Genomic DNA, 18,330 nt, shown 5'->3' with positions numbered 1-18,330 from the left:
CCCACCGCGATGAACACCGCATCGGCGCCCTTGATCGCTTCGCGGGCATCGGTCGTGAAGAACAACCGCTCTTCCTTGACATTGCTCGCCACCAGGGCGTCGAGGCCGGGCTCATAGATCGGCATGACGCCCGCCTTCAGCTTCTCGATCTTGCCGGCATCCTTGTCCACGCAGGTCACCGTATGCCCGAAATCAGCAAAACAGGCCCCAGACACAAGCCCTACATAGCCCGTACCAATAATCGCAACACGCATGGGAAACCATAATCAGGCCAGATCTCGTTCGCTGTTGCCTTGCGTCTGCCGCAGGACAAAATCGGAAGGAGGACTGGCGTAAGAGGGGGCTCCAAAGCTACCGCACTCCCTGGTGCGCGGGGCAGTATTCCGGAGCGTCGGCAGTGTTATATTTCAGATTCCAGCTGGTCAACATTTGCCGGATGAAAACTGAAAAAAATCAGCCTGCTGCACAAATTTGAATCCAAAGTGCATGATATCATGCAGGAATTCTGAATCGTCCAGACGGCTTAGTTAATAAGCATACGGATTAATTTATCATGAACTCAGGGCTTGCTGGCAGGCTATTTTGCGCCGTGTCCGGTGAGAACCACGCGCACAGTCAGCACCGCAATTAGAATATCAAGCCAGAGCGAGAGGTGTTTCACATAAAAGAAATCGTATTCCAGTTTGGTTGACACGTCCTCAACGCTGACCACGTGCCCCTGGCGAACCTGGGCCCAGCCTGTGATGCCGGGGCGAACCATATGCCGGTAGCGGTAATGAGGGATGTTGCGTTCATAGTGGCGCGAAAGATTCACGGTTTCGGGTCTTGGGCCGATCCAGCTCATCTCACCTTTCAGGATGTTGATTATCTGCGGCAGTTCATCGACCCGGACCTTCCGGATAATCCGGCCGATGGGCGTTATGCGATCATCATCTGTCTGCGTCATATCGCGTGACAGTGCGTCACCCGTTTCCCTGGCAGCCCGCATGGATCGGAACTTGTAGACCGTAAACTCTCGCCCCCGATACCCCATCCGCTTCTGCCGGAAGATCGCGGGACCCGGACTTTCCATCCGGATGATCACCGCAAGAAGCAGCATGACGGGGCAGAGCAACACGAGGGCAATGAGCGATGTCAAAACATCGACATAACGCTTCGCCCTCGGGTAGATGGCGTCATGACCGGGCGACCGGGCGATGTCCTGGGCGTATCCACCCGATATTCTCAGACGGCCGGCGCTTGCTTCCATGAGCTGATCGGGGGTGAGAACGGTCCTGCCATTGATGGCTGCCTCACACAGGAAGCTGGGCCAGTCCGTATCCGCAGTGATTGCGCTCGCGTCTGATATGACGGGAATGTTCCCGAAACCCGCCGCTTCGGAAACTTCCTTGACGTTGATCCAGGTGGCATTCGGAACGGCGTCAAGCTTTCTCAGATCAGTTCCAGGGGGCACAATATAAATGCCCGGCCGCCGGTAAGCGATGGCGGCTGAAACGAACCAGAACCACACGACTGTCAGTGCCCAGCTGATGCTGAGAAAAATCGGGGAGGGGGGAATATCCAACAGCCACAATGCCGACGCCACGCTTGCAAAGCTCGCGGTGAAGCTGGCGATGCTGATCAGGCCGTGGCACGAGGTGCCATACGAAGACAGTTTACGGAATATCGTGAAGCCCGCTGTCAGGCCGGCAAGCGCAGCACCGAAAGAGATCAGCACATCGATGGCATATACGCCATCGGGAAACAGGAGGCGAAGGATGACTGCTGGCAGCGCTATGGCGACTATGAGCCCCCCCGACAGCTGAACGCGCATACGTTCCAGAACTGCGGCTGCAGTCTGGAGGAGACGGCCTCCATGCGTCTGGGTGAGGCTTCGGGTATCCGCGTGGGAAAAGCCCAGGGAATGAGGCAGGTTCGGATGGGGCTGGGTCATGCAACTCTTGAAATCTGGTGGCGGAAAACGGTGACGGGGACCTTGCGGGACAGCAGGTCGAGGAGAATCACAGCGCGATCCCGGTCCGGAAGCTGGCAGATTTCACCGACCCAGGTATCAAAGGCGCCGGAGTCGATCCGCACCCTTGCGCCACAGGGGATATCATCAGGCGGCAAGGGGGCGTCGGAAAATGCCAGTAGCGCGTTCATGACGGCAGCCGGCACAGGACTGGGGCGCCCATCAAAGGCAATCAGCCGGGACACACCATAGGTTCCGTTTACGGAGTGCCAGTTATCCCGCGAAGGGTCCAGCTGTACGAATACATATCCGGGAAAGAGAGGTTTGTGCCGGATGGAAGTCTTCCGGGCATGACGAACCTTGCGTGAGATCATGGGGCAGAATGTGCGGTATTTCTGCCGGTTCAGATGGGTGATGGCCACGCTTTCCTGCGCAGAAAGTGTCTGAACGGCATACCAATAGCCACGTTCAGCCACAGAATCGGTATGATCCGATGGCGGATTTATCTGGCTCATTGTGCCCCCTTATTCCCAAGCCGGCGCCGCCTAAGGTTCCGCTTGCGGCGCAAGCGGCCCGTGACAGATCCTAGCCCCTCATCTTGATGACGCTCAGGATCGCAGGAACTAGAGGTGGCGGGCACTCCCCTCATTGGCATCTTCACGGGGCCCCCAAATGGGGAGGGTTACCCGGCGCCGATCAGGGGGCATCATGGGATAAAGGTGTGTCTGACATGCGGTGTGGGATCGGATTAGATCGGTGTCCTTGGTTCATCTTGCGGACGGGCGGCCCATGATGGCTGAAAGGATCTTCCGCCGGCTGCGTGGGGAGCGGGAGCGGCCATCTGGCCCCCCGGGCAAACGGGCTTATGTCATCGGTGATGTCCATGGTTGCCTGGACCTGCTTGAGCAGATGATCGAGCAGATTTCAGCGCATAACCATACGCAGCCCACAAAGGAGGTGGTTCTCGTCTTTCTGGGAGACGTCATTGATCGCGGTCCGGATTCCCGCGGTGTTATTGATTTTCTCAGGCATGGACTTCCCCCCTTTGTCTGGCCCTACTTCGTGATGGGAAATCATGAAGAGAGCCTTCTGAGAGGGATGCGGGAAGATGTGTCCCAGCTCAGGGCCTGGCTTCTGCACGGCGGCGAAGAATGTGCTGCCAGCTATGGTGTTCGCCCAAAGGATCTTGCTGGAAAGTCTGATGCCCAGATGCTCCGGGTGCTGCAGGAACACATTCCGCCTGAAGATCTCAGCTTCCTTGCATCGTTTCATGACTATGTGGTGTTCGGAGATTACCTGTTCGTGCATGCGGGCGTCCGGCCGGGGCGATCCCTAAGCGATCAGACACCACGCGACTTGCGATGGATCCGGGAGCCGTTCCTGAGCAGCCCGGAACGTTTCGGTCATGTCGTGGTGCATGGTCACTCTGTATGTGCTGAGCCCGTCATCCGCAGGAACAGGATCTGCGTGGATACCGGTGCTTATCGTAGCGGGGTGTTGAGCGCTTTGATGATAGACGGCGCGAACCGGGCGACCCTTCAGGCAGTAGGTGCCGGGGCAGCTGGTCCCGGCCGGGATGAGGCCGCCTCTTCCGGTGGCCGTTTTGGCAGATCCAGGTTCGGTGCCTGGTATAGAGGCGCTGCGTGAGCAGCCCGCAAGAACAGGAAAGTGAATTATGCTGAAATACAGAAGCACCATGACTGCAATGCTTGCGGTTATCCTGTCAGGACCGTTTCCTGCCGGGGCGGAGCAGACGCCAGACACCCCGTCCGGCGGTGCCGTCCGTGTCGGACAGGCATCACTTGTGGAAGGTGAAGTCGGTTCCGTGATCGTCCAGCGCGACGGGGCGACTTATTCCCTCGGATCGGGTGATCCCGTCTTCCTGGGAGACAGGATTTCAACGAGCGGGGTTGGCCGCGTTGTTCTTAATGTGACGGACTGCCGGCGTGTTGTTGAGCCGATGAGCACGATAGTCCTGACGGGGGATTTATGTGTGGTGCCCATCACACAGATCGACTCGCCGGGAATACTCAGTGGTGGGACAATATCAACGTCCGCAGTTGTCGCTACCGGTGCGGGCGCACTGGGGTTATATGTCGCCACGCGCGACAATGATGATGGTGGCGAGGACCCTGTCAGCCGCTGATCGGTGCGCTTGGCTCGGCGTCCAAATCATCTGGAAGCATGGCAGGCGCTGTTCGGGATAGACGCAGAAAATATAGGTGTGCGGCCCATGCTGGTTGTGCGCGCGGAGCAGTAAAACAACATTACGCAGGGGACAGAAGAATGGATCATGCAGGAATCCGGGGAAGCGTTCGGCAATGGCACGGTGATGCAAACAAGGCCGAGGATATCCTGAACACTGTCGTGCAGGCGGGTGAAGCCGGGTTGCAGCAAGCCCCTGGCGTATATGGACTGCATAACTGGACGGTTCTTCCGGGCGCCACTCCGGGAGAGCGGCGCCCCTATCTTCTTCTTATGGCGGATGCCGCACTGGGGCATGATGCGTCAGATCAGGTTGTGGAAGCCGTATTCAATCGCCGGCTTGAGCAGGCGCTTATCTATGTAAGCCGCATTAACCCAGCAGCCGAAGGCGTGCTGATCTTTCTTGCCCGATCGCATTACTCCTGGGGCGGTGGACACCGCGCCCCGGCGCATCTGTCCTGGTGCCGGGCGTGGGCGCGTTTCCGGCGGACGATTGCCTTCTCGAGGCCCGATCTGCACCTGCGTGTCTCCTTCCTCAACAGGGTCAGGGAGGGGCGGCGTGCCTGTCATTTTGATCACTTGGGCGCGCCGGTGGGCGGGCGGCTGCTGATGGACTGGTGGGCAAATGCTTCGCCTGAGACGCAGAGCCTTTTCCGGAACCGTATTTCGCTCATCCGCCAGATCGGTATCGACCCAGATATTGATGCGCGGTTTTACGAGCCGATGGGCAGCGATCAGCCAGATGGCTGCAATTTCACACCGATCATGGACTTTGGAATACTCCCTTCCGCGCGCCATCTCGACGAGGGCGGCGGCGCGCGGATGTATCTTTCGCCGGATTTGGAACTGCCGCTTGGATTCTCGTCCATGCAGTTCAATCAGGAGGGCGGTATGCCCGCCATCGATGGAGCCCGGCACCCGAGGTCCGGCCAACATTTCTGGCGGCCTCGGGATATGAGCCTCTTTGAGCGGTCCCCTGAACGCTGGCTCCGGCGGAAGCGGCCGCAGGAGCATGGTGAGTCCAGCCCCGAGCAAGGGATCGCCTGACAGCTGGATCAGCTGTCGAGGTTCTGAATCAAGCCGGTTTCCAAAGCGCGCACAATCAGGTCCGTCCGGTTGCGCGCGCTCAGCTTGTCACCAATGGATTTGACATAAATCTTCACCGTTTCAGGAGAGATGCCAATCTCCTTGGCCATTTCCTTGTTTGTCATTCCCCGGTGGAGCAGGCTGAGAACATTGTGCTCTCTCTCGGTAAGGCGCAGTTTCGTCCGGTCGCTGTGTTCTTTTATGCCAAAGGTTACGTCTTCCAGAGACGATGAGGAGCTATTGTAGATCAATTTGACGGCCCTGACGATTTCGTGCCCGAGAACTGTCTTTGAAATGAATCCCTGGGCACCGCTGGCAATGCAGGATTCGATTTCCTGGCGCGAAGCGGAGCCGGACAGCGCAATGACGCAGAGCGCCGGAAACCATTCCTTGATCCGGCTAATGCCGTTGGGGATTTCCATGCCGGGCATGCGCAGGTCCAGCAGGAGCAGATCTACGCCCTCGGTAGCCGAAAGCATACGTATTGTGCTCGCATAGTCAGATGATTTGTGGATGACAGAAATTTCCGGATGTGCCCCCAGAAGGCACGAAAGAGCATCTGCAAACAGGTTGTGGTCGTCGGCGACAAGAATATTCATTTTTCCCAGCACGTTACAGGAACGGCCTCTCACTATGGTTTTGCGAAACCTCCAACTTCTGGTGTAGGTTTCGTAAATATTGCCAAGTTTTCCGGGCGCTATTTCGCAACCCCCGCGAGTATAGGTGTAGGTTACCGGAGAAGACTAGATAGAAAGGGTGTGTTATATCGGTAACCCAAATGGGGAGGGTAAATTATACTATCCTCCGGTGTGACAATAAGTTCGAATTAGCGACGCGGTTTCGACTTTTTTGAACGACACTGACGCGCCCAAGGCAGCGTTTTTGATGCGTAACAATTTCGGCTGATCTTACCGCATACGGCAGATTAAAAGCCTTCTCCCGTGAATAAGGGAAAGGGGCTGCATCTTCAGGTTTAACTGAACAAAATGTGAGCGCAATTGCCCGGCCGGCGACCACTTCGGTGGGTGGGGGACTTGGAAGCGGTCGCCTACCACTCAAGCTGCAGCCTGAACAGTAAGAGACGCATGTGAAAGGGGCACACAGATCTCTGCAACTATCCATAGTCAGATCGCAGACCCCTGCTCAACCTATCCAAACGGGTACCCCTTATGACTTGTTTGTTGTGGGAGGGCGAGAGGGAGCCGCGATCTCACCAGAAGTAATTCTGTGAAAAATCAAACTGTTCCTTGGGCAGAATATTCGATTCCCGCAGCGGGAGCGCACTATCCATTCGGGTAAATGGACGCATCGAGCGCCGCTGCTTAACGGCTTGATAGAGAAGGGAAAGGCTGGCGCAGAGCCGGCTTGGGGCAGAAGGGGGAGGTTTCACGCCTTCCTGCGTCTGACGAGACAAGAGCTGGCGCGCGGAGGACAAAGTCCGGCGTGCGCAAATTGGGATGGGGAAAAATTGCCAAGGCTCAGTCCCCAAGGATCCTTTCCTTGCGGGGGTGTGCCGAACTCAGGAGAGAGCCCTATGAAGGCGCCGAGAAAGCACGGCTCAGGCTCGCGCTTACCAACAGATGTTGACCGCCTTGTCGGAGACAATGTGCGCCGCCTGCGAACGCAGAGGGGGAAATCCCTGACCGGGCTGTCCGTTGAGCTCGGCATCAGTCATCAGCAGCTCCAGAAATACGAAACCGGCTCCAATCGCTTGAGCGCTGGGGTGATTGCGCGTTTGTCCGATATATTCGGCGTGCCGGTGGCGGTGCTGTTCCAGAAACCGGAAACCAAGCTTGAGGGGCGCGCAAGCCAGCACCCCGGAAGGATGGATGCCTTGCGGAGAGAGGCTGCTTTTCTCATTGAACGTATGCATACAGAGGAGTCTCTGAAGCTGATGGTTGATGTCTTGCGCGCGCTTTCCGGGAAATGCTGAGGGGGCATGTCGCGCAATGCGCTGAAACGGATGTCCGGGGGGATCAGATATGCCGGGTGGGCAGGCCCGGCGAGAGCTTTACCGTCTCCATCGAGATATAGGCGGACATGTCGTACATCTCCATCCGCTTCAGGAGCTGTTTGTAGACCGTGTCGTAATATTCGACGTTGGGCAGCACGAGCTTCAGGATGTAGTCGAAATTCCCGGTAAGGCGGTGAACCTCGACGATTTCCGGGATCGCATTTACAGCGTTGTGGAATTGGTCGAGCCAGTCCTTGGAGTGCCGCCCGGTACGCACCAGCAGAAAGATCGTGGTCGGCAGGTTGATCTTCTTCCGGTCGAGCATTGCCATCGCGCCGGTGATGTAGCCTTCGGCGCGCAGCCGGGCGATCCGGCGTGAGCAGGCCGATGGGGAAAGCGAAAGGGCTTCGGCCAAATCGGCCACATGCGTCTCAGCGTTTTCCTGAAGCAGGGCGAGAAGTTTGCGGTCGCGATCATCCAGCATGAAGAACACATAGCGCTATACGCATGATGCGCGCAATCCAAATGCGTATAGATCCAAAACAGCGCTTCAAACTTGCGCATTCATAGATAAATGGCTCCGGAATTGCGCGCGGGATCTCGGCGGGGTGGGGTATGCATATGGAGTGGTCGTATAACCGGAGCAGACAGAATGAAAACGATTGGACTGATTGGCGGCATGAGCTGGGAGTCCACGGCGACTTACTATCGCTACATCAATGAAGCGGTTCGCGATCAGCGGGGCGGCCTCGCATCTGCGGATGTCATCCTCAACTCGCTCGACTTTTCAAATGTGGTGGCCCTTCAGACGGCAGATCGCTGGGATGAGGCCGGCGCGTTGCTTGGGAGGGCGGGCGCCGGGCTGGCGCGGGCCGGGGCCGACTGTGTCCTGATCTGCACCAATACGATGCATCTGGTTGCCGATAAGGTGGCGCGCATGTCGGGGGTGCCTCTGATAGATATCATTGATGAAACAGCTGCCGCTCTGAAGACTGATGGCCGGAGCCGGCCGCTGCTGCTGGCGACGCGCTATACGATGGAGCAGGGCTTCTACACCCAGCGGATGGCAGCCCATGGCATCGAGGTCATCATTCCCGAGGCAGAGGACCGGGCCAAGGTTCATGGGATCATTTTCGATGAACTTTGTCAGGGCATCATCCAGGAGCAGTCCCGCCGCCTGCTGCACGAGATTATCGCGGCCGCAGCGAAACGGGGCGCAGATTCGGTCATTCTCGGATGTACCGAGATCCAGCTGCTGATTGATGCCGGCGGGCTTGCGCTGCCGGGATACGACTCTACCGCCATTCATGCCGCCGCCGCCGTGCGCTTTGCGCTTTCCGGCGGGCAGGCCGCGTCCGGCCGGGCCGCTTCAGAAAGTGTTTAGCGGGGCTGATTGTAAGCCGCTGCGCCGGGCGTTACTTGCGGGAACTGCTCAAGAACTACGCAGACCCCGCACAAAGCTGGCCGGTTTGCGCCTCCAGGGGCGCGCAGCCGGCGGGTGGCAGGGCAGGGAGTGTTGAATTTGGCGGCGGCAATGAAGGGAGGGATCCCTTGCCGATTGCGGTGGTCAAATCTGAAGATTGGAACGGTTTGAATGGTGTCAGATGCGAACCACCCGAGAAGGGATGCCCAGGGTGGCATTTTTTCGGTATTTCGCGAACAGGAAGCGGCCATACGCCGCTTCGTGCGCCGTATCTCTCCTTCCAACTCGGACATCGACGATATTGCCCAGGAGACCATTCTGAGGGCGCTGCAGGCCGAGCGGGAGCGCGATATCCTGCAACCCAAAGCCTATCTTTACACCATCGCCCGCAATGTGGTGCGCGATGCTCTCGAAAAAAAATCACGCTCCGTGATAGATTTCATTGAGGATTTTGCCCCGGAGTCCGTCTCATCCCATGAGCCTCTGATCGAGGATCAGGTTGAGGGACGCCAACGCATGCTGTTGTTCTGGGAGGCAGTGGCGACGTTGCCGGAACAATGCCAGCAGGTGTTTGTGTTAAAGAAGGTCTACGGCTATTCTCATGCGGAAATTTCCAGGAAGCTGGGAATCTCGGTCAGCACCACCGAGAAGCATGTGGCGGCGGGTTTGAGACGTTGCTGCGATTTCCTGGATCGCCGGCTTGAAGAAAGCGGTCCGGGTGAAGCGCGGCGCTGGTGGGCCGGTACGGGAGATTAAGCCGGCCTGAAAATGGCAGCGATAGAAACGGTGTGAGATGACAAAAAAAGATGTGCTCTCGCCCGATGCGCCGGACCTGGTGTCGGAAGCGACGGCCTGGCTGGCGCAGCTTGAGACTGGGAAGCTCTCAAAGGAAGATCTGGCCGCGTTCCGGGAATGGGTCCAGCGCAGCCCGCGGCATTATGTGGAAATCCGCCGGCTCGCCGAACTCTCCCGCGAGGTCAACGTGCTGGCCGGTATGGCAGCCCCCCTGCGGGAGGCAGCCAAACGCCAACGGATTGTCCGCCGGGCTACCCCTTCGCGCCGCGCCGCTCCCATGCTGGGCTGGGGCGCGCTTGGGATGGTTGCCACATGCGCGCTGGCCTTCGCCATATTTACCGGAACGCCGGGTTCCCAGCCTGTAGAGCCTGAACCGGTTTATCTGGTGACGCCTGTGGGGGAAACCCGCGAGGTCGCGCTGGAAGACGGCTCAAAGGTCAAGTTGAATACAGATAGCCGTGTTGAGGTGGCGTTCGCGAAAGGGCGGCGCAACGTTTATCTCGAGAAGGGAGAGGCCTTCTTCGAAGTTGCGCATGACACGGCGCGGCCTTTCACGGTTTATGCCGGAGACCGCTCTGTCACGGCGGTCGGCACCGCATTTTCCGTACGCTGGACGGATGAGGAGCTTGTCGTCACGGTCTCTGAAGGCAGGGTGGCCTATGGCGAGGCTCCCGTACGGGCAGCGAAGCCTTCTGCGCCGGGGGTTGTGGAGACACTCCCCGCAGCGGCCCCGTCGCAGCCTGCGGCCCGGAAGATGCTGGGCGCCGGTCAGCGGCTGGAGGTTTCTCCGCTCAGCCGCGCCGAGCTGATAGAGCGCCTTCCCGAAAACGTCCTGTCGCGTGAACTCGCCTGGCGATCCGGCTTCCTTGACTTTCAGGATGCGCCGCTGCGAGAGGTGGTGAGCGAGATGCAGCGATACACATCGCAGGAGATTGTGATCGATGACGAGGAACTCGCCGAACTCCGTTTCGGCGGGGTGTTCCGTATCGGGCAGACGGAAGCTTTCTTTGAGGCGCTTGAGCTGTCCTTCGGGGTGGATGTCGAGCAGGCCGAAGACAACAAGCTGATCCTGAGATCCGCAGACTGATGATCTGGATCCTTTTGCGCAGGATCGGCGGTATCCGGGACTTGCAAAGAGTGATCCAGATTCAACATCCCGTTACGCCATGACAAAAAACATCATAAAAGAACAAAACTTCATGGGGGTTTTTCAAAGCTCCGCCGTCTTACCCTTGAGACGGCCAACAGGGGCGTTCGACGTTCGGGGTAATCAGGAGGAAAGGGAACCATTCGATGCCAAATGAGGCTGTTCGCTTGGCGTTCGGTCTCGCGACGCTCGCGGTTGTTGCCGCGGGCCCCGCCTTTGCGCAGGAAGAGTACGAGATCAATATTCCGGCAGTTTCGGCTGCCGATGCGATCCGTTCCCTTTCCTTTCAGACGGGGCATTCGGTTCTCTTTCAGACAGAAGATGTCGGTGCTGTTACCACCAACGCGATCAAGGGGCAGATGACCCTTCGGGAAGCCATGAATGCGCTTTTCGAAGGGACGACTCTCTCAGGCGGTCTCACGGACAGCGGGATCATTACGATCTCGCCGGCCGTAGGTCGAAACCGATATGGTCTGGAGAGCGATGTGACCAATTCAATTTCTAAGCGTACCCTTATGGCGACAGTGTCGGCCATTGTGTTCGGCGCCGCGGGTGCTCAGGCGCAGGCGGTGGATGCCGCTGATGAGACAAAACGAGAGCAGGTCATCGTAGTCGTCGGTAGCCGGATTGCCGGCGCCGATGTGGGCGGCGCGCTTCCGGTGACCGTCGTTGGAACGCAGGAAATCGAGGCAATTGCGGCCGTTTCCGGTGAAGATCTCTTCAGGTCCATTCCGCAGTTTGGCGATGTGAGTTTCAACCAGACGTCCGGTCAGGTCAGCAGTAACTTCGCGCGGGGCGATGTCGGGTCGGTTGATCTGCGCAATCTGGGTGTAGGCAGCACGCTGGTGCTGATCAACGGCCGGCGCGGCGTGAACTATCCGAGCAGTCAGGCAAGCGGCACGCTTGCGCCAGTCCTCACATTCAACTCCAACACCGTTCCGGTGAACGGCGTCCGGCGCGTCGAAGTCCTGCGCGATGGCGCGGGCGCCATTTACGGCTCGGATGCTGTGGCCGGCGTCGTCAATATGGTGCTGCAGGATGATTATGATGGGGCACGGGTTGATGCCCAATATGGCGGCGCTCCCGGTACAAACCTTGAAGAGTGGAACGTAAACGGACTGTTCGGCAAGAACTTTGCCGAAGGCCGCGGTAATATCACTCTCTTCGCCAATTATACGGATCGCACGGATCTGCTTGCTACGGATCAGGAATTCAGTGCCGCCGGCGACCTGCGGCCATTGTTTGCTGGCACCGCATTTGAAGGCAACGCTTCCCTGCTCAACGACAGCACGACCATCCCCTGGGGTTCTTTCCAGACGGTGGGCAGCGTCCGTGTGCGCCAGAACGGCACCTCGCTGACAAGTGCGGCGGGCGCCTTTCACGTTCAGCCATCGACCAATGCCGGCTGTCTTGCTGCCTTGTCTGACGGTATCTGTATTGACGATGCCGCACCCGCCACCGGCGCTACCGGGGCGGACGCCAATCTGCGCTGGGAACCGCGAAACAGCTTTCCCATCTCCCTCAATCCCTCGCTTCAGCGCCTGAACCTCTTCTCGATGGGCAAGTATGAGCTCGAGAATGGAATGGAACTGTTCGGAGAGGCGGGATACTATCTGGCCGAGACCGAAAGCGTTCAGGATTCGGTATTCACAATCGGCTCCATACGGATGACGATCCCGGCGTCCAACTACTGGAACCCCTTTGGTCCGGTAACCTTTGCGGATGGCAGCGTTAACCCCAATCGGCTGCCGGGAATTGATGCGCCTGCGGAAGGTCTTCCGATCGTTCTCACCGGCCTGCGGTTCTCGGATCTCGGGCCGACGACGGTGCGTGTGAAGGCGGAGCAGTATCGCGCCCTTACGGGCCTGCGCGGTGATTTTGCCGAGTGGGACTGGGAAACCGCGCTCCTCTACAGCGAAGCGACAGTGGACGACCGGCAAGAAGGCGTGAGCGCTTCTGCCCTGCAGGCAAATCTTGCCCTTTCCACGCCGGACGCCTTCAATCCCTTCAATGGCGGGGATCCCCTCAATCCGGGGCAGGACAACACCTTCAGTTCCCAGGCAGCGATCGACGCCATCATGATCGAGGCAAACCGCGTCAGCAAGACGACCCTCTTCCAGTGGGATGCCAATATTTCGCGGTCTGATCTCTTCTCCATCTGGGCAGGGGATGTCGGTGTGGCGGCAGGTGTGGAATACCGCCGCGAAACCCAGCTCGACGACCGCGACGAAAACGTCGACGGCACTGTGACCTGGTACGATACGGTTCTGGGCGTTACACAGGAAAGCAATCTATTCGGCGTAAGTCCGACCCCGGACAATAAAGGCTCGCGCAATGTGGCCTCTGCCTATGTCGAATTTGCCGTGCCGCTCGTTTCTCCGGAGATGAATATCCCGCTGATGCAGTCTCTACGGTTGCAGCTGGCTGGGCGCTACGAAGACTACAGTGATTTCGGGAGTGTCGCCAAACCCAAGCTGGCGTTGGCCTGGGATGTCATAGACGGGCTTCGCATCCGCGGCGCCTATTCGGAAGGCTTCCGCGCGCCCAACCTCGAACAGGTGAACGCAACCCTGGTCACACGCGGTAACACCAGGGTCGACTATGTGATGTGTGAGGCAGACCTTCGGGCGGGCCGGATTTCGTCCTTCAATGAGTGCAATGCCAGCGTGGTTGCAACCGGCCGCCGGGCCGGCAACCCGGATCTCCAACCTGAAGAATCGACGAACTGGACGACAGGATTTGTTATCCAGCCGCAATCCCTGCCGGATTTCCTGGGACGAATGACGTTCACGGCGGATTACTGGTCGATCGAGCAGACGGGCATCGTCGGCGTGTTCGGAGAAGGCAATGCGTTGATCGTTGACTATCTTAATCGGGTCCAGGGCAGCAGCAACCCGAACGTAATCCGGCTTGATCCGACAGCAGATGATATTGCCCGCTTTGCAGGCACGGGGCTCGATCCTGTCGGTCAGGTTCTGTATGTCGATGACATCTATCAGAACCTTCAACCGCAGAAAGTCGAAGGCGTTGATCTCGGCTTCCTCTGGAACCTGTCTGGCACACGTATCGGGGATTTCGATTTCAGCTTGAATGCGTCGCGCCTGCTCACCTATGAGCGGGGTGTTTCGCCCGCCGTTGCAGCGCTATTCGAGGCACGCGAAGCCGGACTGATCAATGAACTTACCGAACTGCCAGAAACCGAGAGCCTGATCGAGCAGAATGGCAACCCGAAGTGGCGCCTGTCGTCGTCTCTTACCTGGAGCTACAACCAGTTCCGCGTCGGCATGAACACCACCTATGTCGGCGGTGTGGATGACACCTCAATTCGCGATGGGGACGGCAACTTCATGCGGGTCGATGACCACACGCTGGTCAATCTTTACGGCCAGTACAGCTTCGACGGGGAAGGCCCCTTCAGCAATACCCGCCTTAGGATCGGCGCGCGTAACCTGTTCGACAATGATCCACCGCTTGCGGATGAAACCTACGGGTATATGGGCTCGCTCTATTCGCCAACCCCCAGATATCTCTATGTGAGCGTCCAGAAGGAATTCTGATCTCAAGGCGGGATGCCCGGCGCTGGAGGACAGCGCCGGGCACTCGTATTTTTTGCGCAAACCTACAGAAAAACAGGATCCTGAGACGATGAATGTTCGTGCCTGCCTGCTGGGGGCTTCACTGCTGATTGGCGCGTGGCTGCCCGCCGCGGCGCAGCCGGAAGGTCCTTACCCATCCACCTATGTTCCCGATCCTGCGCCGCCCACCGCGATTGTAGGCGCTACGGTTCTGACAGCGGAAGGGCCCGCGATACAGGGGGCAACCATTCTGTTCCGGGATGGAAAGATCGCCGCCATCGGTAAGGATCTTGATCTGCCATCGGACGTTCAGGTGATTGAGGGCGCAGGCAAGTGGGTGACCCCGGGCATCATCGATATCCATTCCCACCTGGGCGTCTTTTCCTCCCCCGGCGTGCCCTCGATGCGCAATGGCAATGAAAAGACCGGCAAGAACACAGCAGAAGTCTGGGCGGAGCATTCGATCTGGCCCCAGGATCCGGGCTTTGAAATGGCGCGCCGGGGCGGGGTCACCACACTGGCAATCCTTCCCGGTTCGGCAAATCTTTTTGGGGGGCGCTCGGTAACGGTCAAGAACGTTTCCTCGGTCAGCGTTCAGGGCATGAAATTTCCCGGCGCGCCCTATGGCGCTAAGATGGCCTGTGGCGAGAACCCGATTGTCTACGCCGCCCGGGGAAATGATCCGTTCACCCGCATGGGCAACATGGCCGGATTCCGCTCGGCCTTCATCGATGCGCAGGCCTATCTCGAGAAGAAAAGAAAAGGCGAAAACCAGAAAACGGATCTGCGTCTTGAGACCCTGGCCGGTGTTCTGGCTGGAGATATTACAACGCATATCCACTGCTACCGCGCCGATGAAATGATGCAGATGATCGACCTCTCAAAGGAGTTCGGTTTCAAGATCGGTGCGTTTCACCACGCGACAGAAGCTTACAAGATTGCCGATACGCTGGCCGAAGAAGGCATTGCCGTGGCCACCTGGGCCGATCGCTGGGGCTTCAAGCTGGAAGCCTATGATGCCGTACCCCTGAACGTAGCCGCGCTGGAATGGGCAGGGGTGCACACGATGCTGCATTCCGACAGCGCTGTTCTCGTGCAGCGGCTCAATCTTGAGGCCGCAATGGCGATGGCCTCGGCCCGCCGCGTGGGCGAAGAGATCAGCCCCGAAGTGGCGATTTCATGGATCACGCTCAATCCCGCGGTCACGCTCGGGATTGCCGACAGAACGGGGAGCCTCGCGCCCGGAAAGATGGCCGATCTCGTTTTGTGGTCTGCCGATCCGTTCAGCGTCTATGCTGTGGCGGAGAAGGTGTTCATCGATGGCGTCAAGGTTGTGGACAGGGACGAACCTGCCGCGCAGCCGGATTCCGATTTCCTCTTGGGGCAGCCGGTTTTGGAGGCAGCACAATGATTGATCGGGCGATAGTGCTTGTTGTGGGTATTGCGAGCCTCGCGGCTTCAGCCATGGCAGAACCGGTGGCGCTGCGCGGCGCGAGGATCATGACGGCGGACAAGGCCGGAACGATCGAGAACGGTACGGTTCTGATGGATCAGGGGCGGATCGTTTCCGTCGGTGCAGATGTCCGGATTCCGGCGGGCGCCAGCGTGGTTGACGTGACCGGCATGACGATCACGCCGGGCTTCATCGCGACGGACTCCGTGATCGGAATGGTCGAGATTTCAGGCGGAGCGGATGCCGCCGAAACATCAAGCCGTTCCGGCCGTATCAGTGCGGGCTATGACGTGCAGTACACGATCAACCCGCTGTCTACGACGATCCCGGTTGCCCGCAAGGGCGGCGTCGCGCGCGCGATTGTCATGCCAAATCCGGGAGCGGACAATGCGACCTTCTCCGGCCAGGCCGCAATCCTCAGCCTGCAGGAAGGCCGGCCGCCCGAGATCATTCCGCATGCCGGCGTGGTTTGGGATATGCGCACGGGCGCCTATGGCCGGGGAGCAACTTTCGTCCAGTTCCGCGCAGACCTTGCCGATGTGCGCCGCTATGCGAAAGATCCAAAGACCTTTACCAAGGGCGAGATTGTTTCGCGTCAATGGTCGCAGCCCGACCTTGATGCCCTTGTCCCGGTCGTCAGGGGCGAAAAGCCGCTTGCCGTGCGTGTGGACCGCGCGTCGGACATTCTTGCGCTCATCGACATCGCAGCGGCCGAAAAGATCAAGCTGGTGCTCGTTGGCGCGGCCGAAGGATGGGTGGTTGCCACGCAGATCGCCCGCGCCGGTATTCCGGTGGCCATTGACCCCAGCGACAATCTGCCTGGCGATTTCGATGAGATCGGCGCGACGTCCGACAATGCTGCGAAGCTTCATGCGGCGGGCGTGCCGCTGATCATCCGGGGCGGAGCTGCGGCGCATGACGCAGGCAAGGTGCGTTTCTTTGCGGGAATGGCGGCCGCGCGGGGCGTTCCGGTGGAAGAGGCGCTGAAAGCAATTACGGCAACGCCGGCGATGGTCTGGGGCGCGTCCGACCTCGGGTCCATCGCCGCTGGCAAGCGCGCGGATGTCGCTGTCTGGGCGGGCGATCCGTTCGAGCCGGCAACCGAGCTCCGGGAGCTTTATATCGGCGGTCAGGCGCAATCGCTCCTCTCCCGCCAGGAGGCTCTGGAAGTCCGCTACATCCCGGCTGCGCGGCGATCGGCTGCCAGCACGGGCGGAGATTAGGAGCCGCCGGGGAGCAGGCCTTCTGTGAAAGCCGGCTCCCCGCCTTTCAATTTTCGGCACTGTACGGATCGGACAAGGCGTCCGGCCCTCGTTGCATTCTGACCGGAGGAAACATGGTCTCTCTTGATGAGGTGTTCGCGCCGGTTGCGTCTTTCTTCAACGGCATCATTTTCTACTCCCTGAAGGCAGGGAATGTGGAAGTCCCTCTGGTCGTTCTGTGGCTGGGGTGCGGGTCGGTTGCGATCACGCTTGCGCTCCGCTTCCTGAACATTAGAGGCTTTGCCCATGCCTGGAAGATCCTGATCAAGGGCGCTCCGAAGGATCATAATACCCGGGGCGAGATTTCCCATTTCGAGGCCCTTTCCGCCGCCCTGTCCGGCACGATCGGCCTCGGCAACATTGCCAGCGTTCCCATTGCCATCGTGCTTGGCGGGCCGGGCGCCATCTTCTGGATGCTGGTGGCGGGCTTCTTTGCCATGTCCACCAAGTTTGCCGAATGCGCTCTGGCGGTAAAATACAGAAAGATCTCCGCCGATGGCCGGGTTTCCGGCGGGCCAATGTATTACATCGAGGAGGCCTTTGCCCGGCTGCGGCGGCCGAAGCTCGGCAAGGTGCTGGCCGTGACGTTCGCGCTCATGGCGGTTGGCGCATCGGTCAGCATCTTCCAGATCAATCAGGCATATGTGCAATTCGAGCGGGTAAGCAGCATCAAGGCCCCGTTCCTCTTTGGCGGGGTTCTGGCCGTTCTGATCGCCCTAATCGTGCTGGGCGGCATCCGGTCTATCGCCCGGGTTACCTCGCGGCTGGTCCCGGCCATGTGCGCGCTCTATCTCGGGGCGGGCTTTGTCATCCTCGCGGTCAATGCCGGGCATATCCCGATGGTGTTGCAGCAGATTTTCGAAGGCGCCTTCGGGCTGGACGCGGCCGCCGGCGGCGCCGTGGGCGCGCTGATAAACGGGCTGAAGCGCGCCACCTATTCCAGCGAGGCAGGCACCGGATCGTCGGCTATCGCCCATTCGGCTGTGCGGACAAATAATCCGCTAACGGAGGGATATGTGGCGCTTGTCGAGCCGTTCATCGACACGATTGTGGTTTGCCTGACGACCGGGCTCATCATCCTTGTCACCGGCGCCTGGCAGTCGGACATCCCCATGGGTATCGGGATGACATCCTATGCCTTTGAATCCGTTTTCCCCTGGTTTGCCTACATCCTGTGCGCGTCCGTAATTTTGTTTGCCTTTTCCACGGCGGTGAGCTGGGCCTATTATGGTTCGAAGGCGGTGGGGTATCTTTTCAATGACAGTGCCCGGGCGGACGTGATCTACAAGCTTGCCTTATGCGCTGTGCTTTCCACCGGCGCGCTGGTGCAACTGGTCCATATCGTGGACTTCATCGACGCCACGCTTTTTGCCATGGCGATCCCCAACCTGCTGGCCGTCTTCATCCTCCTTCCGGAACTGAAGCGGGATCTGGCGCAATATGAGCGTGGACTGACAAAATCGGTCCACTAAGGGCGGC

At 59.1% G+C, this 18,330-nt stretch carries 16 protein-coding genes; 11 read left to right on the top strand and 5 right to left on the bottom strand.

Annotated elements, in window-relative coordinates; all coding sequences use genetic code 11:
• The 3 genes from ACQKI2_RS17275 to nusG form a co-directional block, all read right to left on the bottom strand.
• The coding region (locus ACQKI2_RS17275; RefSeq protein WP_427380870.1) for a 3-hydroxyacyl-CoA dehydrogenase NAD-binding domain-containing protein at positions 1-254 on the bottom strand (254 nt) is incomplete at its 3' end.
• A 323-nt stretch (positions 255-577) separates the two neighbouring features.
• Complete coding sequence (locus ACQKI2_RS17270) at positions 578-1,933, bottom strand: sugar transferase (RefSeq protein WP_427380869.1); 1,356 nt, start codon at positions 1,931-1,933, stop codon at positions 578-580.
• Positions 1,930-2,466: a transcription termination/antitermination protein NusG gene (gene nusG, locus ACQKI2_RS17265; protein ID WP_427380868.1), complete on the bottom strand. Its 537-nt coding sequence runs from the start codon at positions 2,464-2,466 to the stop codon at positions 1,930-1,932. The genes ACQKI2_RS17270 and nusG overlap by 4 nt, the downstream gene beginning before the upstream one ends.
• Before the next feature lie 274 nt (positions 2,467-2,740).
• On the opposite strand from nusG, the gene ACQKI2_RS17260 reads away from it, so the two are divergent.
• From ACQKI2_RS17260 to ACQKI2_RS17250, 3 genes are read left to right on the top strand one after another with little or no spacing between them, the layout of a single operon-like run.
• Positions 2,741-3,598, top strand: a complete 858-nt coding sequence (locus ACQKI2_RS17260; RefSeq protein WP_427380867.1) for a metallophosphoesterase family protein — start codon at positions 2,741-2,743, stop codon at positions 3,596-3,598.
• A 49-nt stretch (positions 3,599-3,647) separates the two neighbouring features.
• Entirely contained in the window at positions 3,648-4,097 is a 450-nt protein-coding gene (locus ACQKI2_RS17255; protein WP_427380866.1) for a hypothetical protein, read from the top strand.
• Between the two features lie 38 nt (positions 4,098-4,135).
• Complete coding sequence (locus ACQKI2_RS17250; protein ID WP_427380865.1) at positions 4,136-5,203, top strand: hypothetical protein; 1,068 nt, start codon at positions 4,136-4,138, stop codon at positions 5,201-5,203.
• An 8-nt stretch (positions 5,204-5,211) separates the two neighbouring features.
• Here ACQKI2_RS17250 and ACQKI2_RS17245 read toward each other — a convergent pair whose 3' ends face one another.
• Complete coding sequence (locus tag ACQKI2_RS17245) at positions 5,212-5,841, bottom strand: response regulator (RefSeq protein WP_427380864.1); 630 nt, start codon at positions 5,839-5,841, stop codon at positions 5,212-5,214.
• Between the two features lie 935 nt (positions 5,842-6,776).
• On the opposite strand from ACQKI2_RS17245, the gene ACQKI2_RS17240 reads away from it, so the two are divergent.
• Positions 6,777-7,175, top strand: a complete 399-nt coding sequence (locus ACQKI2_RS17240; protein ID WP_427380863.1) for a helix-turn-helix domain-containing protein — start codon at positions 6,777-6,779, stop codon at positions 7,173-7,175.
• A 43-nt stretch (positions 7,176-7,218) separates the two neighbouring features.
• Here the strand turns inward: ACQKI2_RS17240 and ACQKI2_RS17235 are convergent, their stop codons facing one another.
• Positions 7,219-7,680, bottom strand: a complete 462-nt coding sequence (locus ACQKI2_RS17235) for an Lrp/AsnC family transcriptional regulator (RefSeq protein ID WP_427380862.1) — start codon at positions 7,678-7,680, stop codon at positions 7,219-7,221.
• A gap of 168 nt (positions 7,681-7,848) precedes the next feature.
• On the opposite strand from ACQKI2_RS17235, the gene ACQKI2_RS17230 reads away from it, so the two are divergent.
• The 7 genes from ACQKI2_RS17230 to ACQKI2_RS17200 all read left to right on the top strand — a co-directional run bounded on the left by ACQKI2_RS17230 (position 7,849) and on the right by ACQKI2_RS17200 (position 18,323).
• Positions 7,849-8,580 carry an aspartate/glutamate racemase family protein gene (locus ACQKI2_RS17230; RefSeq protein WP_427380861.1) on the top strand — a complete coding sequence of 244 codons (732 nt, stop codon included), beginning with the start codon at positions 7,849-7,851 and terminating at the stop codon, positions 8,578-8,580.
• A 210-nt stretch (positions 8,581-8,790) separates the two neighbouring features.
• The gene (locus tag ACQKI2_RS17225; protein ID WP_427380860.1) at positions 8,791-9,375 is read left to right on the top strand and encodes an RNA polymerase sigma factor; all 585 of its coding nucleotides are present in this window, start codon (positions 8,791-8,793) and stop codon (positions 9,373-9,375) included.
• 37 nt (positions 9,376-9,412) lie between these two features.
• Positions 9,413-10,501, top strand: a complete 1,089-nt coding sequence (locus ACQKI2_RS17220; RefSeq protein ID WP_427380859.1) for a FecR family protein — start codon at positions 9,413-9,415, stop codon at positions 10,499-10,501.
• A gap of 227 nt (positions 10,502-10,728) precedes the next feature.
• The gene (locus ACQKI2_RS17215; protein ID WP_427380858.1) at positions 10,729-14,118 is read left to right on the top strand and encodes a TonB-dependent receptor; all 3,390 of its coding nucleotides are present in this window, start codon (positions 10,729-10,731) and stop codon (positions 14,116-14,118) included.
• An 88-nt stretch (positions 14,119-14,206) separates the two neighbouring features.
• Positions 14,207-15,547, top strand: a complete 1,341-nt coding sequence (locus ACQKI2_RS17210; RefSeq protein ID WP_427380857.1) for an amidohydrolase — start codon at positions 14,207-14,209, stop codon at positions 15,545-15,547.
• Positions 15,544-16,812, top strand: a complete 1,269-nt coding sequence (locus ACQKI2_RS17205) for an amidohydrolase family protein (RefSeq protein WP_427380856.1) — start codon at positions 15,544-15,546, stop codon at positions 16,810-16,812. The genes ACQKI2_RS17210 and ACQKI2_RS17205 overlap by 4 nt, the downstream gene beginning before the upstream one ends.
• A gap of 113 nt (positions 16,813-16,925) precedes the next feature.
• Positions 16,926-18,323: an alanine/glycine:cation symporter family protein gene (locus ACQKI2_RS17200; RefSeq protein WP_427380855.1), complete on the top strand. Its 1,398-nt coding sequence runs from the start codon at positions 16,926-16,928 to the stop codon at positions 18,321-18,323.
• Positions 18,324-18,330 lie beyond the last annotated feature (7 nt).

The organism is Hyphomonas sp. NPDC076881, from assembly GCF_050269995.1.
Taxonomy (GTDB): Bacteria; Pseudomonadota; Alphaproteobacteria; order Caulobacterales; family Hyphomonadaceae; genus Hyphomonas.
The sequence above is the reverse complement of the archived record's forward strand: the minus strand, read 5'-3'. Positions and strand labels throughout refer to the sequence as shown.